The 16,834-nt window shown below is 40.9% G+C and carries 15 protein-coding genes; 12 read left to right on the plus strand and 3 right to left on the minus strand.

Translation table 11 applies throughout. The features are described 5' to 3' along the window. Positions 1-7 precede the first annotated feature (7 nt). A complete protein-coding gene (locus tag MKY54_RS15430) occupies positions 8-1,066 on the minus strand; it encodes a PocR ligand-binding domain-containing protein (protein WP_076217596.1) in 1,059 nt (352 codons plus the stop codon). Positions 1,067-1,269: 203 nt separating this feature from the next. On the opposite strand from MKY54_RS15430, the gene MKY54_RS15435 reads away from it, so the two are divergent. Further along, positions 1,270-2,406 (plus strand): glycerol dehydrogenase, encoded by a 1,137-nt coding sequence (locus tag MKY54_RS15435; protein ID WP_076280637.1) that lies wholly within the window; start codon positions 1,270-1,272, stop codon positions 2,404-2,406. A gap of 1 nt (position 2,407) precedes the next feature. Continuing rightward, complete coding sequence (gene dhaK, locus MKY54_RS15440; protein WP_339191078.1) at positions 2,408-4,168, plus strand: dihydroxyacetone kinase subunit DhaK; 1,761 nt, start codon at positions 2,408-2,410, stop codon at positions 4,166-4,168. 70 nt (positions 4,169-4,238) lie between these two features. Here the strand turns inward: dhaK and MKY54_RS15445 are convergent, their stop codons facing one another. Further along, complete coding sequence (locus MKY54_RS15445; protein WP_076303799.1) at positions 4,239-5,018, minus strand: GNAT family N-acetyltransferase; 780 nt, start codon at positions 5,016-5,018, stop codon at positions 4,239-4,241. Between the two features lie 149 nt (positions 5,019-5,167). Between MKY54_RS15445 and MKY54_RS15450 the strand changes: the two genes are divergently transcribed. The 7 genes from MKY54_RS15450 to MKY54_RS15480 all read left to right on the plus strand — a co-directional run bounded on the left by MKY54_RS15450 (position 5,168) and on the right by MKY54_RS15480 (position 11,555). Further along, a complete protein-coding gene (locus MKY54_RS15450; RefSeq protein WP_076280635.1) occupies positions 5,168-5,869 on the plus strand; it encodes a hypothetical protein in 702 nt (233 codons plus the stop codon). Between the two features lie 173 nt (positions 5,870-6,042). After that, on the plus strand, positions 6,043-6,600 hold the full coding sequence (locus tag MKY54_RS15455; RefSeq protein ID WP_076125863.1) for a sigma-70 family RNA polymerase sigma factor: 558 nt from the start codon (positions 6,043-6,045) through the stop codon (positions 6,598-6,600). After that, the gene (locus MKY54_RS15460) at positions 6,597-7,502 is read left to right on the plus strand and encodes a hypothetical protein (protein ID WP_248548270.1); all 906 of its coding nucleotides are present in this window, start codon (positions 6,597-6,599) and stop codon (positions 7,500-7,502) included. The genes MKY54_RS15455 and MKY54_RS15460 overlap by 4 nt, the downstream gene beginning before the upstream one ends. Before the next feature lie 176 nt (positions 7,503-7,678). Next, positions 7,679-8,653 carry an AraC family transcriptional regulator gene (locus MKY54_RS15465; protein ID WP_339191082.1) on the plus strand — a complete coding sequence of 325 codons (975 nt, stop codon included), beginning with the start codon at positions 7,679-7,681 and terminating at the stop codon, positions 8,651-8,653. Positions 8,654-8,783: 130 nt separating this feature from the next. After that, positions 8,784-9,773, plus strand: a complete 990-nt coding sequence (locus MKY54_RS15470; protein WP_339191085.1) for an ABC transporter substrate-binding protein — start codon at positions 8,784-8,786, stop codon at positions 9,771-9,773. A 68-nt stretch (positions 9,774-9,841) separates the two neighbouring features. After that, complete coding sequence (locus tag MKY54_RS15475) at positions 9,842-10,435, plus strand: AAA family ATPase (RefSeq protein ID WP_339191200.1); 594 nt, start codon at positions 9,842-9,844, stop codon at positions 10,433-10,435. Positions 10,436-10,544: 109 nt separating this feature from the next. After that, a complete protein-coding gene (locus tag MKY54_RS15480; RefSeq protein ID WP_076280633.1) occupies positions 10,545-11,555 on the plus strand; it encodes an AraC family transcriptional regulator in 1,011 nt (336 codons plus the stop codon). A gap of 99 nt (positions 11,556-11,654) precedes the next feature. On the opposite strand, the gene MKY54_RS15485 is transcribed toward MKY54_RS15480, so the two are convergent. Beyond that, positions 11,655-12,737 (minus strand): GntR family transcriptional regulator, encoded by a 1,083-nt coding sequence (locus MKY54_RS15485; RefSeq protein ID WP_312148512.1) that lies wholly within the window; start codon positions 12,735-12,737, stop codon positions 11,655-11,657. A 308-nt stretch (positions 12,738-13,045) separates the two neighbouring features. Between MKY54_RS15485 and MKY54_RS15490 the strand changes: the two genes are divergently transcribed. From MKY54_RS15490 to araA, 3 genes are read left to right on the plus strand one after another with little or no spacing between them, the layout of a single operon-like run. Beyond that, a complete protein-coding gene (locus MKY54_RS15490) occupies positions 13,046-14,653 on the plus strand; it encodes an FGGY-family carbohydrate kinase (protein ID WP_339191091.1) in 1,608 nt (535 codons plus the stop codon). A 16-nt stretch (positions 14,654-14,669) separates the two neighbouring features. Beyond that, a complete protein-coding gene (locus tag MKY54_RS15495) occupies positions 14,670-15,365 on the plus strand; it encodes an L-ribulose-5-phosphate 4-epimerase (RefSeq protein ID WP_036677359.1) in 696 nt (231 codons plus the stop codon). A 32-nt stretch (positions 15,366-15,397) separates the two neighbouring features. After that, on the plus strand, positions 15,398-16,822 hold the full coding sequence (araA, locus tag MKY54_RS15500; RefSeq protein WP_038571054.1) for an L-arabinose isomerase: 1,425 nt from the start codon (positions 15,398-15,400) through the stop codon (positions 16,820-16,822). The last annotated feature ends 12 nt before the right edge of the window (positions 16,823-16,834 follow it).

Below are 16,834 nucleotides of genomic sequence, written 5' to 3' on the forward strand. Positions count from 1 at the left end.
AATTTTATTAACGGAGGGTTTCTTTTGCTGATCGCCTCATATACATATTCCGATATACAGCCGGGGTGAGGTTCTCGTATTTTTTGAAGGTTTTAATGAAATAGCCCGTGTCGCAAAAGCCCAAATCATCACTGACTTGATTGATCGGGGAATCCGTGGATTCCAGCAGTTGCTTAGCCCATTCAATCTTGAGTCTGGCAATGAAGATGGAGAAATTCTCTCCAGTTTCTTTAGTGAAAATACGGCTGAAATAACTGGGGCTGATATGACAAAGCTTAGCCATCTCTTTGAGGCTGAAATTCTCATTTTTGTGAGCATAAATGTAATTAAAAGCAGGCTGAAGCACAGAATTTACTGAGACGAACTTTTGTACACCATTCTTTAATTTGGTCTCGATCAAGGCCCCGGATAACTCCTGCTGTATGGATTGGATTTTTCGATACGTACGGTCTGACTCGTCCATTGCTTCAGCAGAAGCGGGTTCTTCTATATTGGTGGTCAGAACCTTTTTGTACAAATCCACAGTAGTATGCTTTTGAATGGCTTCCTCCACGATATAGGTACTTAACTGCAGCAGCAGCTCAACACACTTTGTTACTTCATCGTAGGATAAAACAGGCAGTGCCTGGTAATCCTCTTTGAGTGCTTTAAATTTCATGTTCGTCTCCACATTCGGAGGGCGAGAGACAATTTGCTCCAGTTGTGGCACGTCAGGTTCACGAAGCTTGAGCTGTCCGGCCATAATTGCACCTAGATATTGATTATCTATAATGATCGGAATCGCGATATCTATAATATTGAAATGACATAAATAAATAAACGGTTTGTTCTGGCGAACCGCTTCAATCCCAGCGCGGGCATCACATTTTTGACAATATTGAGAGAGATGGGAGTCCTGGCGCACACCTTGACAGAATGGCTGGCAATAGCTGTGCTTGGTCACGGGAACACCCTTGTAATCAACAGTAAGAATAGCCATTTTGGTTACAAGAGATAAGGAATCCTGGAGCTTTTCCCATTTCTTCAAATCAATAATTTCTTCTAGATTGAACCGGGATTTTGACATCACAAAATTCTCCTATGTAAGTTATAGAATCTTAATGAACATTATACAGAATAATTCAACACAATGACATGAAAGTTCGATTTTTCACGATTATGACAAAAAAATACGATAAGAAAACGCTTTAATAAGCTTTTATTGTTTCATGTTTCTTAAATTAGAGCAATCTATAATGATAACTATAAACAACTGAGGAGGAACGAAAAATGAGAAGAGCATTTATCAGTCCGACGAAATATGTACAAGGTGAGAATGAATTATTGAACTTAGGTTACTTCGTAAAAACATTTGGTGATTCTGCTTTGTTAATTGCCCATCCAGATGATGTAACACGTGTGAAAGACAAACTGGAGTCAACTAAACAGAAATTTAATATAACTCTTGTTGAAAGCGGCTTCCACGGGGAATGCTCAAGACAAGAAGTCGCCAGATTACAAGCGCTAGCCAAAGAACATCAATGTTCATGTACGATTGGCTTGGGTGGAGGTAAGGCGATTGATACGGCAAAATGTGTAGCTGAAGGAGAAGCGCTGATTATCGTTCCAACGATAGCAGCAACTGATGCTCCGACAAGCCACTCAGCGGTGCTCTATACACCGGAAGGTGAATTCGATGATTATGCTTATTTCAAGCAAAGCCCGAGTGTAGTCATGATTGATACAACAGTTATTGCCAATGCACCTACAAGATTTCTTGTGGCAGGTATGGGAGATGCACTTTCAACCTATTTTGAAGCAAGAGCTACTGCAAATTCTTACTCCAATGTGAATGCAGGTTTACCTTGCGGAGTTCGAGAAGGGGTTTGCGGTGAAGCTAAAGGAACAGTAACAGCGTTGGGACTTGCGAAGCTCTGCTATGAGACATTGCTTGAGAATGGATTCAAGGCGAAGCAAGCTTGCGATCTGAATATCGTAACCCCAGCTTTGGAGAATATAATTGAGACGAATATTCTTTTATCGGGTCTTGGGTTTGAAAGTGGTGGTTTGGCAGCGATTCATGCGATTCATAATGGGTTAACTGCTTTGGAAGGAACTCATCATTATTATCATGGTGAAAAGGTTGCCTTCAGCACGATTGCTCAATTGGTTCTTGAAAATGCAGACCGGACTGAATTAAAAGAAGTGTTGGACTTCTGTCTTTCGATTGGCCTCCCAGTATGCTTAGCGGATATTGGTGTTGAGCATGTAACCTATGAGGAACTGCTTGAGGTTGCTAAAAAAGCTTGCATTGCTGAGGAATCTATCCATTCGATGCCGTTCCCAATTACGGAGGATGCGGTTGCATCAGCAATTATGGCAGCCGATCAATTAGGCCGTCAATATAAATCAAGTAAGGAGCTTTAAGATGAAAAAAATAATAAACAAGCCGGAGACTCTGGTTAGGGAAATGTGTAACGGGCTTGTCTTGGCGCATCCCGAGCTGGATTTCGATCCTAAATTCAAAGTGATTTCTAAGAAAGAGATCAATCAAGATAAAGTTACCCTGATCAGTGGTGGCGGAAGCGGGCATGAGCCGGCTCATGCCGGGTTTGTAGGAACCGGGATGCTGGATGCAGCTGTATGCGGTGATGTGTTTGCTTCTCCATCCCAAATACAGGTTTATCAAGCGATTCGCCGCACTGCCAGCACCAAAGGTTCGCTGCTTATTATCAAGAATTATAGCGGTGACATCATGAACTTTAAAAATGCGGCCCATCTAGCAACTGAAGACGGCATCGAAGTGGATTATGTCAAAGTAGACGACGACATTGCCGTTGAAGACAGCCTTTATACAGTAGGGAGAAGAGGCGTAGCCGGAACAGTGCTTGTTCATAAGGTAGCCGGAGCAGCAGCAGAAGCTGGATTATCCTTAGCGGAGGTGAAAGAAGCGGCGCAACATGCAATTGATCATGTGCGCAGCATAGGCTTCGCCTATACCTCTTGTACCGTGCCTGCCAAAGGTACTCCGACATTTCATATTGAAGAGAACGAGATGGAATACGGGGTTGGCATCCATGGAGAACCTGGAATACGCAGGGAGAAAATTGTACCCGCAGATGAATTAGCACAGCGAATGGTTACCTCTTTGCTAGACAACTTCCAAATGAATGATCAGAAGCAGGAGGAAGTAGCCGTATTAATTAATGGTTTTGGCGGCACCCCGCTGCAAGAGTTATATTTGCTGAACAATTCTGTCATCCGCGAATTAACCGCTAAGAATAAGCAAGTGTTTAAAGTGTTTGTTGGTAACTACATGACCAGCATTGACATGGCAGGTGCATCGGTGACGATAATGAAGCTGGATGAGACACTGAAGAAATGGTTATCTGCGCCTTGTGATACACCAGCCTTGTCGATTAAAGGCCCTTTTGAGCCTGTGAACTATACTGAAGTAATCCAAGAAGAGAAAGCAGACAGCAATGTATCCTTTAAGAATAATACGGATGCTGCTGCAGCGGTGATTAAGAACAATCGGTTTACTTTGCAAAATATCGTCTATCTGCTCGATCAAATGAGCCAGGTTATTATCGAGAATGAAGTTCCGTTCTGTGAGCTTGACTCCCACGCTGGAGACGGCGATTTCGGGATGAGTGTAGCTAAGGGCTTTAAACAGCTGAAAGTCGAGTGGGAAGATATTTTAGCTCATCATTTCACTAATATCGGTGAGTTCCTTGACGCCTGCTCCATGGTCATTATGGAATATTGCGGTGGAGCATCCGGACCGATCTGGGGATCAGGCTTCCGCGCAGCGAGTAAAAATGTTCAGCAGAAGGAAGAGCTGACCATTCAGGAGTTTGCTGATATGATGCAGGCTGTTGTCAAAGGGATTCAAGATACGGGTGAAAGATCTTTTGGCAGAGGGGCTGTCGTCGGAGACAAGACATTGATTGATGCGCTTGTACCGTTCGCAGATGCCTGGACCCAAAGTGCAGAACAAGGCGACGATATCAAAGTGGCGGCAAATAAAGCAGCGGAAGCAGCTGTCCAAGGTTCTAAAAATACTATAGAAATCGTTGCCCGTATGGGAAGAGCCGGCACAGTGGGGGAACGCAGCATCGGTTATCCAGATGCGGGTGCTCATGCGCTTGGGGTTATTTTCACAGAGCTGGCAAAAGCAATGAAATAAACAAGATTAACTGGCGTATCACCTAAAATTTAGAAAAAACGTACTGCATTAGCTGCAGTACGTTTTTAATTTAAATCATAAATTCAACGATGTATTGTTGGCAAATGAGTTCATATCCCAGCGATTGATATAGAGAAATGGCTCCTACATTCTCCTCAAAAACATTCAAATATACGTTAGCTGAAATGGCATGTCCTTGGCGTGTTAGCTCTGCACAGACTTTTTTACCATAACCATTTCTTCTCCAGGCCACATCTGTTCCGATATTTCCTAGTTCAACGTAATCCTCACTATATATATGGTATCCTCCTACAGCAATCAGCTCGTCTTGTGCCATCACACCATAGAACGGATTCTGTAATTCTTCTTTTGAAAAAGCCATGGTTTGCAGCTCGTTCATCTTTGCTTCAATTCGCTGGAAATGAGCAGGTCCTAAGTGCATAACATGCTTGTCCGCTGTTGGTAGAACATCTTCATGAATATGTTTCATAAGAAGCAATTTTTTGGGAGGGCTGTAGAACTCAAGCTGAGAAGCAAAGACCTGCAGCTCTTGTTCGTTAATAATAAAGCTACCTACCGCATGGTTATGTAGATGTAATTCATCTTTCATGAACGCCAACATTGAGCTGAGACAAAAGGATTGCTGAACTGGATATACAGAAAAAGCATTAAACGGAAGGCCACTTAAAAAGGCTAATACTCCAAGCAACTCGCCCTGGTCAGAATACTGACCGTAATGCACTGTGTTTTGTCTGCGAAAAGTAAGGTATGAATAATATAAAAAATGCTGTTCCTTATTAATCGAGCTTAATATAAAATCTAACTCTGCTGCTGTTAATTTTCTATACATATACGACCTGCCTCCATTAACAATTGCTGTTGCTATTTCCTCTTGCCGAATTTGCACAACCTTTTCTAATATATCATAAATCAGAACTTTAATTGCTTTATTGCTGGGTTGAGTCAAGTATGATACTATTGTCCCCTTAGAAACATAAAATGAGATATGAAGGTTTTCTTGAAAGGATGATATATATTAAGGCAATCTTAGTTCGGTACTTCGGAAATCCGCAAGATCGAACCGCCATGTTCAACGCTGCTTCCTTAGTCATCGATGCTTTTATTGGTATAGGCAAGTTAATTCTTGGGTTATATCTATTGTCCGGATGGTTCATCACAAATGCACTTTATTATCTGATCCTTTGTATAGCCAAAGGACAGGTGCTTCATAAATATACATTAGCTAAAAAAGTCAGTTCAGCACAGCAAAGGTATTCCATGGAGCTTTATGTTTATAAGCGTGGCGGTGTTTTTCTTTGTCTTCTAGGGGTTTCATATCTGTTGGTCTGCCTGCGGATTTATCTAGTCGGAGACGCTTTGGTTTATGAAGGTTACATTGTATATCTGGTAGCACTGATCGCTTTTACAAAACTTGGTTTTGCCATTCATGGAAATATTGTTAACCGTCATCTCAAAAATCCCATTATATCAACATTAAAAATGATTAGCTTTACTGATGCCTTAGTCTCCATTGTTGTCACTCAAATGGCTGTGCTTACAATGAAAGGCTCACCTCAGGCATTAAACGCCAGCGCGTTGTTTGGCATGGGATGTAGTGTTTTATTTTGTCTGGGGGGGATCTGGATGATGCTCCGTAAGACAAAGGCTCCAATGAAGGAAGTAGAATTAATTAATAATTAGATGATATCATAACTTCCCCTTATCCCTTAGGATGAGGGGTTATTTGTATTTTTATGTCATATTATCAGCGTTGAATGCCGAAGCTTATAGAAAATTAAATTTTTATGCAACCTAAACACTTCTTTTCCTACTTTATAAGTGAATGCTTAATCAAATCGAACGGAAGTGATGGAGTGGAAGATAGTGAAATCATACAATTGTATTTTGCACGTAATGAAAGGGCAGTAGAAGAAACATCGAAAAAATATAGAAATTATTGTACTCGGATCGCTCATAACATTTTGTCTAATGCTGAAGATTCGGAAGAATGTGTTAACGATACCTTTCTTGGTGCATGGGAAGCAATACCGCCGAAGTCTCCTGCAAAGCTGTCCTCTTTTCTGGGGAGAATCACACGAAATATTGCTTTGAACAAATACGATTATTACATGGCTAAAAAACGGAATAAAAAATTCGATACGATTCTTAATGAATTAAACGATTGTTTATCCTCTTCAGACAACGTTGAAACCCAATACGAGGAAGCACAAATAGCCGAATCTATAAGCAAATTTCTACACAACATTAAGGAAGATCAGCGGAATGTTTTTTTGAGGCGTTACTGGTATTCTGATTCTTTGGCCGATATTGCCGCACGCTTCTCAATCAGTGAAAGTAAAACCAAATCAATTCTTTTCAGAACACGCAAAAAACTCCAAATATATCTTCAGAAAGAGGGTTATTTCCTTTGAATAATAAAGAGCTCTTCAAAACAATCGGTTACATAGACGAAAATCTGATAGAAAAAGCCAACTCCGCGAGACGCACTAATAAAAAAGCTTATGTAAAGTGGGGCTCACTCGCAGCTTGTGCTGCATTGGTGTTAGGTGTGGCCGTTTATAAATTTCCGCAGACTCCGTTGCCTAATTCACCACAAATATCACAGCAGACACCAGTCTCGTCTCCCACAGGGGTTCGCAAAATTCTGAATTACAATGGATACCGTTATGCATTCGTAGCAGATGGCGCTCAGTTTAAGTTCACAGGTATGGAGCCTGACAAATCGCTTGGTGCATTAGAGTTTGATCTCAACCAAGAGCCCGGAAAGAATGACGGGGATAAGAATGCGGAAAAAGATTATGCCGCTACGTTCGCTATGGGTGGAAAGCTGTATGAAATCCCAACATACCCATCCCATTTTCGTATTGCAGTTAAGGATGAGCAATATTATTATCTAGCTGAAATTGTGGCGAAGGTAGACGATTCTGCAATGAGCGCGAAGGAGTATCTAGATCTGGCTAATCTGAAGGAGCATGCAAAAGATATCTATATTCTGAATCATGTGGGGAATGACGTGCAAAAGACTATCACTGATCATCCTATTGTTGAGTCCATTATCGAAGGTTTGTACAGCGCAAAAAAAACAGAGCTAAGCATTAAGGAATATGAAGCTCTTGCAGCGGCGCAATCCCAAGGAAAATCATATCAATTACAGTTCAACCTCAAAGACGGGACTTATATCGCCATGTATATCATTCCCGAATTAAAGGTGGTGTCTATGGGTGATGCTTATTATTATTTGCCTGATACCTTTTTTGATCAAACCAGCGACCTCTTTTCAGGGCTGACACAAGAAGTGCTACCGCTTTACTGAGAAGGCGGAGATAAGAGATCCTTAAAAACTGTACATTGCAGGTTATCCAATATCTCGCATATAATGATCTAAATGATAAACGTTATCATTTAATAGAAGAGAAAAGGTGATCTGCTCATGATAAAACATAATATTGGGATTACGGAGTGCAGCTTACCTGCTGAGTGTATAACAGAATGACAAGTTCATCTATTCATAACATCTATAACGGGTATTTCGATGCTTTGTTTGAGGCTCCGTCTATGAGGGGCACTACAGAGAGGAAACATTTTGCACAATCCAGTACCCAAGGATACGTCGATAGAGTGATCACACCCTCCGGGATCGAAATTGTTGATAGTGATTACCGTTTTGCTGATGATCGCCTAGTTCGGGTTCAATCCGAAGCGGCGATGATTGAGTTAAGCTTTTGTCTGCAGGGAAGCGGGGAAGTTCATGTAACAGATACCAGCCATGAGTTAATGCCCGATAGTTGTTCATTGCAGTTCATGCAGGATTTCCAAGCGGAATTTCACTATCGCAGTGCTGAACCTATCCGTTTATTGTCCATAGGTGTACCGGTTACACTATTCGATTCATGGATGGCGGATCAAGGCTCTTCACATGCTCGCAGCTTATCCGGGCTGTTAGATTCACGTGCTTTTCGAATGTTCCGTATGCCTATTCTTCCAGAAACCACCCGATTATTGGTGCAATTGAGAGACTGTCCATATCATACCTCCATGCGCCGGTTGTACGTAGAGGGGAAGGCATTAGAACTCCTATCTGTATATTTTGACGCATTTCTTTTTGAGCAGAAACATACTAAACGGAGTTTGCATTTATCACGTAGTGACCGAGAAAACATTCGGAAATCCAGGGATATCATCCTTGACCACATGGCAAACCCACCTTCGCTAATCGAATTGTCCAAGCTGGCAGGCATTAACGAATACAAATTAAAAGTTGGATTTAAGGAAGAGTACGGAACAACTGTATTTGCATATTTACGGAACAAACGTTTAGAAAAAGCATGGGAAATCATAAGTACCGGGGAAATTAGTGTCAGCCAAACGGCGACGATGGTAGGTTACAACAACTTTAGTCATTTTGCCGAAGTTTTTCGGAAGCAGTATGGAATTAATCCTTCAGAAGTAATTAAAAAACGATAAAAATTAAATAAATATCCGCCAAACCGTTATTCAATCCCTCTGCCGGTAGTTCTATCCTATTAGCAGAGTGTATGATCGGACTTGCTAGAAGTGAGAATGATTATCAATAGATTGGAGAGGGTTGGAAAAAATGTTCAGTTTAAAACGAATCTCTTTTGTCGGAATCGCCTTAATCATGATGGTGATGCTGTACGGGTGTGGGAATTCAGGTCAGGAGGCTAAGGTAGAAAATTCTCAACCTGCGGTAAATTCAGAACCCGTCGCTACTAATTCGACCGAAACACGTACCCTCAAGGATGCTAAAGGAGATGTTGTAATACCGGTGAATCCGGTTAGAATTGCCGATGTATCCGGCTCAACGGAAGAACTTCTGGTGCTTGGATATAACCCTGTTATTACTGGGAATACGGATATGGCTAATTCATTAGAAATCACTCCTATTCTCAAAAAAGAACTGCCTGATGTAACTCCCGCTGGATGGTTTCAGACGGAAGTCAACTTAGAAGCGATCATTGCAGCAAGCCCTGATTTGATACTGGCAGGACCTACCCAAGAAAAAATCTATGATCAACTAAATATGATTGCTCCAACAGTGAGGGTGCCTTATGGCTTTAACGCTTTTAGAGAGCGATTTGCATTTGTTGCGGAGGTACTTGATAAGAAAGCGGAAATGGAAACGTGGTTGAAGGTCTATGATCAACGTGCTCTACTACTACATGATCAAATCACTGAGATAACCAAGGAAGAGACGTTTGCGGTAATCGAAGCTACAGAGAAAGAAATACGCATCTATTCCCGCACAGGTATTGCGGATATGATTTTTAATGATCTAGGATTACCCATCGCGCCAGGTACACCGGAGCCAGATCCATGGGGAGGGAAAGTGACAAGTCTAGAAGCACTGTCCACCTTTAATCCAGACCATATCATTTTATTATCCGATAATGACCAGAATGTTCTTGACCAAAGCAAGGTCTGGAGCAATCTGAAAGCTGTAAAATCGAATAATATATATCGTATAACAAGCAGACAAAATTATAATGAGGCTTTCTTTGCTTTAGGAAAAGAAGCATTGTTGGAGCAAATAGCCGAACAAATCAAGGAACATATCAAACAGTAAAGGATAATTTAATTTTTTCTCGAATATTCTCTGAGTTGCAATGATTATTATTTGAAGGGATGATTAAATTGAAGCAAGGGATATTAGTTTTTCTAAATGGAACTTCAAGTTCCGGAAAGACCTCCATATCGACTGAACTGATAAAACAGAAAGAGATTCCTTTTTATCATTTATCAATTGATGATTTTTTTAATAATTACAATGATTTTATTAATAATAAATTTCCAGATGAACCTCCAAGAGAAATAGATCATCAAGTCGTTTCCCAAATATTAGATGATTCCATATTCTCAGTGTACCGCTCGACAATTAAATTGTTAATAGAAATGGGTTTTAATGTAATAGTAGATACCGTAATCGACAATGATAAGAGGTTTAATGTGTTTCTTGATCAATTTTTCGATCAGCCTACGTTATTTATAGGTGTAATATGCTCGAAAGAAGAACTCATAAGAAGAGAGCAAACAAGAAGAGATAGAAAGATTGGACTAGCAGCTTCACAGTTTAGCAAAGTATATTGCTTTGATGAATATGACCTCGAAGTAAATACGGAAGAGATGAATTCAATAGAATGTGCCGCAAAGATATTAAGTTTTATAGAGTCCAATAAGGAATACTCGGTATTTAAGAAATTAAGTAAAAGAAATGTTAGTGTTTCCTAGATGGCGTATCCAGATAACACCATATTCAAGCGGGTCAAAAAAGAGAGGATCCTTTATAATAATGAGAATTATTCTCAATATTATAAAACTTGAACGGAGAGCGGTAGCAATGACTGGAATAGATTATCATCACAATTTCAATCTTTTTTTCGATGGGCTTGAGCTGCCGCGGCAGAATAGAGATCGTACAGAGCACATGGCACTACATTCGCAAAGGGGAGAAGGGTTCGTTCGTCGATTCGTCCCACGCTTTGATATCAATGTGGTGGTATCCGATTTTACCTTTCGCCAGGATTACAGCATGCCTTTGGTAACCAAAACAGCAATGGTTGAACTTAATTATTGTTTACAAGGGAAAAGAGAAGTCTCTGTAGATGGTGTCCAGTATGAGTTTGTTCCGGGAAGCTGTACGCTACAACTCATGAATGAAGTTGGCTCTCAATTTGAGTTTCAGGGGAATGAATCTTATCTTATGTTAGGCATAGGTATTCCTGTTTCGACTTTTCATCACTTCATGGAAGAAGGCGGGGGTGGGAGATCCGCTGATTTTGACCGCATTCTTGGCCAAGCGTCTTTTCGTGTATTCCAGGAAACGATGCAGCCGTCTACTGCTATCGTGCTTGAGCGAATGCTGGCAGCTCTTCAAAACCGCAGCACCAAAAATCTGGAGATCGAATGTAGTACATTAGAGCTTTTGTCGTTGGGCTTTCAATCGATTCTAACAGAGGGTACTTCTGGGACAACAAAGCTATCGAAAAGCGACATGACAAAAATTAGTGAAGCCCGGGACATCATGTTGCAACGGATGATAGATCCGCCAAGCCTGTTGGAGCTCTCCCGATTGATTGGAATGAATGATAACAAATTAAAATCAGGCTTTAAAGAAATGTTCGGAACAACTGTATTTGGCTATTTGCGGGATATAAGGTTGGAGAAGGCTCTACACCTATTGCAGCAAGGTAATTTGAACGTTAATGAGACATCCTGTGCTGTAGGTTATTCCAACTCAAGTCACTTCTCAGAGGTGTTTCGGGAGAAATACGGGATCAATCCCGGCAAGCTTGTGAAACAGTTTGCTTCTTCTGTACTGTTGACTTCAAAACACGAATCGAACCTTTAAAGAATACGGAGATGACAGTTGCAAATAACCCACCAGTCACGACTGGTGGGTTATTACATTTACATATGAAGAGAAACGCAAAATCCCTCAGAATTTATTCTATCTCTCGACTACTGTTTCTCCTTCAATTAACACAGGTTGATAATAAGTATTGTTGGGAAGATCCTTTTTTCCTTGTAATTTTTTAATGACCCAATCCGCTGCATCACGGCCCATAGTTTCTTGGGGATGTGTTAAAGTGGTCAGTTTGATGTTTGCATTTTGGGCAATATAGGAGTTGTCCTGGCCAATAATTGATAATTCCTCTGGTATAGAAATGCCTAGCTGTCTGCAAGCATTGACCACTTCCAGACCAACCTCGTCGTTGTAGCAGACAATCGCAGAGAGGGTATCTCTATTTTTATTTAGGAAATCCTTCAAGTTCGTAGCTAAGGTTTGTTTGGTCTCGGTGTTGAACGAAAATATTTGCTCTGGATAAAACCGCAATTTAGCTTCTTCGAGAGCTTTGATATAACCCTTCATTCGATATTTGCCTTGTAAATCATCCATTTTTGCGATAAGTCCAATTTGAGAGTGGCCTTTGGAGATCAATTCTTTCGTTGCCAGATAACTGGACTGCACATCGTCAAGACAAAGGAAGGGGAGCTCTATTTCCTCATAAAAAGCATTAATCATAATGAGTGGAATATCTTGCTCCTTAAACGACAGATAATACGCAATATTGGGATTATACAGATTACTTTTCGTAGGTTCAATAATTAAACCATCTACGCCGTAGGACAACATCATTTCGAGAGCTTTTTTTTCTTGCGCAACATCGTTATTGGTACTAGCCAATAGTAGTGAATAGTTATCCTCATTCATTCGGCTTTCAATCCCCCGGATAATAGAAGGGAAGATGTAGTCAGAGATATAGGTCGTAATTACACCGATCGTCTTCTTATGGGAACTCCCGCCGGTCTTTGTGCGATATTGGTTGCTGACATACGTGCCAGAACCTTTTTCGCTGCGGAGGAATCCTTCGTTGGATAGCTCTAAAATGGCTTTTCTAACAGTCTGTCTGCTAACCTCGTACAAGGACTGCAAGGCAGACTCCGTAGGAATTTGTTCGCCTACATTGTAATCTCCTGAAAGGATCTTGCTTTTTATATCCTCTATAATCACTTGATACTTTGGTTTCATGTAATTCCTCTTTCCATACTTGTTCGCTTTATAATTCGTAAATTTCGTTAAGTTGTATGTACAAATTATAGCATGACTACGAATTAAATATAAAGGGGCTCTTTTTTTATGAAAAAATGTAAATATTTCGTACCTTTAGATCATCATAAACAAACTAAGTCCGGAGTTAAATTATTATCTTCTCCATATTTGTATGTATATATAACTATTTTATTGACAAATGTACGTACAAAAATTTATACTAAAGCTGTCAATTAAGAAAGCGAATTCTTTTATATTAAAAAAGCGCTGTCAGAGAGGTGACCAACGTGATATCGAATCGATTAAGCATCGAAGAAGCAATCAATAAGGGAGAAACTTCGCTAGGGATTGAATTTGGATCCACGCGTATTAAAGCAGTACTTATTGATCATAGTTTTCAAACGATCGCTTCTGGAAGTTATGAATGGGAAAATCAGTTGAAAGACGGCTTTTGGACGTACAGCCTAGAAGATATTATCAAAGGTCTACAAGATGCTTATCGTGAGATGAAGCAAGAAGTTCAACAAAATTACGGAATCACCCTCCAAACCGTTGGTTCAATCGGGTTTTCTGCAATGATGCATGGATATATGGCTTTTGACGACCAGGATCAATTGCTCGTTCCGTTCCGGACTTGGCGTAATGCAACAACGGGTAAGGCAGCCAAAGAACTGACAGATGTATTTAAATTCAATATTCCTGAACGTTGGAGTATTGCTCATCTTTATCAGGCGATCTTAAACAAAGAAGAACATGTGCCGCAGATTCGGTTTGTTACAACGTTAGCAGGATACATTCATTGGTTATTGACCGGCAACAAAGCACTTGGTGTTGGAGATGCTTCAGGTATGTTCCCGATTGATGAATCCATAGGAAATTATAATGAATCTATGATACAACAGTTTGATGAGCTTATTGCTGGCAAAGGTTATTCGCTGAAGACCAGCAACCTTCTTCCTAAGGTGTGTGTTGCCGGTGAGCAAGCGGGTCTATTAACCGAAGCAGGAGCCAAAATTCTGGATCCATCATTGCAATTACAAGCTGGGATTCCGCTTAGTCCTCCAGAAGGGGATGCAGGAACCGGTATGGTTGCTACCAATAGTGTAAGAAAACGTACCGGGAATGTCTCCGTAGGAACCTCTGTTTTTGCCATGATCGTATTGGAAAAAGAGCTTTCCAAGGTTTATCCGGAAATCGATATGGTGACTACGCCAGACGGAAGTCCAGTAGGTATGGTTCATGCTAATAACTGTTCAAGTGACCTTAATGCCTGGCTCGGATTATTCCGTGAATTCTATGAAGCGATGGGGCAAAAGGTCGAAGCTGACAAATTGTACAGCGTACTGCTGAATAAAGCTTTGGAAGCAGACCCAGATGCCGGTGGATTGCTCAGTTACGGTTATTTCTCGGGTGAGAACATTACGGGGTTAGAAGAAGGTCGTCCGTTATTTGTACGTTCGCCTGAGAGCAAATTTAATCTGGCTAACTTTATGCGTACACATTTGTTCAGCGCCTTTGGTGCTTTGAAAATTGGAATGGACATTTTGACGAAAGAAGAGAATGTAGCCATAGATAGTATTTTAGGACACGGCGGTATATTTAAGACTCCGGTTGTTGGCCAAAGAATGATGGCAGCTTCACTGAATGTTCCTGTTTCCGTAATGTCGACAGCTGGAGAAGGCGGCGCATGGGGAATGGCTATTCTTGCCTCCTACATGATGAACAAAAATCAGGAAGAAAGCTTGGAAGACTTCCTCGATCAAAAAGTGTTCAAAGATGTAAAGGGAGAAGAAATTCATCCCGATGCAACCGACATTAAAGGCTTTGAAACCTTTATCGAACGTTATAAAAAAGGTCTGGCAATTGAGCAATCCGCTGTTGATAATTTAGTCTGAAAATGGAGGGACCAAGATGTTAGAACAACTTAAAGAAGAGGTTTTTCAAGCCAATCTGGAATTGCCGAAACATGGACTAATCAAGTATACATGGGGAAATGTGAGTGCAATTGATCGCGAAAGTGGATTATTCGTAATCAAACCTAGTGGTGTAGATTATGAAACAATGAAAGCCAGCGATATGGTAGTTGTTGATCTGGATGGCAATGTGGTTGAAGGGGAGATGAGACCTTCCTCCGATACCCCTACTCACGCAGTACTTTATAAACATTACTCCGAAATTGGCGGAATCGTGCATACACATTCCACTTGGGCGACTATCTGGGCACAAGCAGGACTTGACGTTCCTGTAATGGGAACTACGCACGCTGATACATTCTATGGCTCCATTCCTTGTGCGCGTTTCTTGACGCAAGAGGAAATCGATCGGGGTTACGAAGCGGAAACAGGTAATGTAATCATCGAAACCTTTGAACAACGCGGGATAGATATTATGGCGGTTCCCGGTGTTTTGCTTAAAGGCCACGGACCCTTTACTTGGGGGAAAAATGCAAAATCCGCTGTAATGAACAGCGTAGTGTTGGATGAAGTATCGAAAATGAATTTATTTGCTAGAGAGTTGAACCATTTTGCGGAAGAATTGCCACAACGTATTCTAGATAAACATTACTTGCGCAAACATGGGAAAGACGCTTATTACGGTCAAAAATAATCAAACTACAAAATGATGAAAAGAGGATGAATATGTCAACAGCAGTAGCAAAAGAATTTTGGTTTGTCGTAGGTTCGCAACATCTTTATGGGGAAGAAGCATTGGCTGAAGTTAAAGCGCACGCACAAACGATGACAGATGCTTTGAATAAAAGCGGAGTTTTGCCTTACCCACTAGTATTGCAGGATTTGGCTGTCAGCGCAGATAAAATCACCAACATTATGAAAGAAGTTAACTACCGTGACGAAGTTGCCGGTGTCATCACTTGGATGCATACTTTCTCACCTGCAAAAATGTGGATCCGCGGAACAAAAATGCTGCAAAAACCTTTGCTTCATCTAGCTACGCAATATAATGAAAGTATTCCATGGGCAACAATTGATATGGACTTCATGAACTTGAACCAAGCAGCTCATGGTGACCGTGAATATGGTTTTATTAACGCCCGTTTGAACAAACAAAACAAAGTGGTTGTAGGCTATTGGGAACGCCCTGAAGTTCAAAAGCAAATTGCAGAATGGATGGACGTAGCCGTTGCTTATAACGAAAGCTTCAATATCAAAGTTGCTCGTTTTGGTGACAACATGCGTAACGTTGGTGTAACTGAAGGAGATAAAGTTGAAGCCCAAATTCAATTTGGCTGGACGGTTGACTACTTTGGTATTGGTGACCTGGTTCAAGTCATTAATGAAGTTAAAGAAGAGGAAATCGATGGTTTGTTTGCTGAATATGCAGAGCTGTATGAATTCGACTATGGCACTAACAGCAAAGAAGCTTGGGAAGCTAGCGTAAGAGTTCAAGCAAGCTATGAAATTGCTATCAAACGTTTCCTTGATCAAGGTGGCTACAATGCCTTCACCTCAAACTTCGAAGATTTACATGGAATGAAACAACTTCCAGGACTTGCTGTTCAACGTTTGATGGCACAAGGATATGGTTTTGCTGGAGAAGGAGACTGGAAGACTGCAGCTCTAGACCGCTTGCTTAAAGTGATGAGCCATAACCAATCGACTGGCTTTATGGAAGATTACACTTATGAATTGACAGTTGGACAAGAATCTATTCTTCAATCCCATATGCTTGAAGTAGATCCAACTTTGGCAAGCAACAAACCAAAAATCATCGTGTCTCCACTAGGTATTGGTGGTAAAGACGATCCAGCCCGTTTAGTATTTGACGGCAAAGCAGGAGACGGTGTAGTGGTTTCCATGGCTGACTTCGGTACGCATTACAAACTTTTGATCAATGAAGTGACTGCTTTTGAACCAACTGTTCCAGCTCCAAACCTTCCAGTAGCTCGTGTGCTTTGGAATGTTAAACCAAACTTCCAAGACGGAGTTAAAGCTTGGATCGAAAATGGTGGCGGTCACCACACCGTTGTTTCATTAACTCTTACAACAGACCAAATTATTGCTTACGCAAAACTTGTGAACTTGGAATATGTAGTTATTAAATAATAGCAAAGCTTT

Origin of the sequence: Paenibacillus sp. FSL P2-0121, from assembly GCF_037975345.1 — a bacterium.
Classification (GTDB): Bacteria; Bacillota; Bacilli; order Paenibacillales; family Paenibacillaceae; genus Paenibacillus_AQ; species Paenibacillus_AQ odorifer.

What these genes read in the sequence shown, in the direction of transcription:
- MKY54_RS15430 (WP_076217596.1), bottom strand. Translation starts at nt 1,066, where the DNA reads ATGTCAAAATCCCGGTTCAATCTAGAAGAAATTATTGATTTGAAGAAA.
- MKY54_RS15435 (WP_076280637.1), top strand. Translation starts at nt 1,270, where the DNA reads ATGAGAAGAGCATTTATCAGTCCGACGAAATATGTACAAGGTGAGAAT.
- dhaK (WP_339191078.1), top strand. Translation starts at nt 2,408, where the DNA reads ATGAAAAAAATAATAAACAAGCCGGAGACTCTGGTTAGGGAAATGTGT.
- MKY54_RS15445 (WP_076303799.1), bottom strand. Translation starts at nt 5,018, where the DNA reads ATGTATAGAAAATTAACAGCAGCAGAGTTAGATTTTATATTAAGCTCG.
- MKY54_RS15450 (WP_076280635.1), top strand. Translation starts at nt 5,168, where the DNA reads ATGAGATATGAAGGTTTTCTTGAAAGGATGATATATATTAAGGCAATC.
- MKY54_RS15465 (WP_339191082.1), top strand. Translation starts at nt 7,679, where the DNA reads ATGACAAGTTCATCTATTCATAACATCTATAACGGGTATTTCGATGCT.
- MKY54_RS15470 (WP_339191085.1), top strand. Translation starts at nt 8,784, where the DNA reads ATGTTCAGTTTAAAACGAATCTCTTTTGTCGGAATCGCCTTAATCATG.
- MKY54_RS15480 (WP_076280633.1), top strand. Translation starts at nt 10,545, where the DNA reads ATGACTGGAATAGATTATCATCACAATTTCAATCTTTTTTTCGATGGG.
- MKY54_RS15485 (WP_312148512.1), bottom strand. Translation starts at nt 12,737, where the DNA reads ATGAAACCAAAGTATCAAGTGATTATAGAGGATATAAAAAGCAAGATC.
- MKY54_RS15495 (WP_036677359.1), top strand. Translation starts at nt 14,670, where the DNA reads ATGTTAGAACAACTTAAAGAAGAGGTTTTTCAAGCCAATCTGGAATTG.
- araA (WP_038571054.1), top strand. Translation starts at nt 15,398, where the DNA reads ATGTCAACAGCAGTAGCAAAAGAATTTTGGTTTGTCGTAGGTTCGCAA.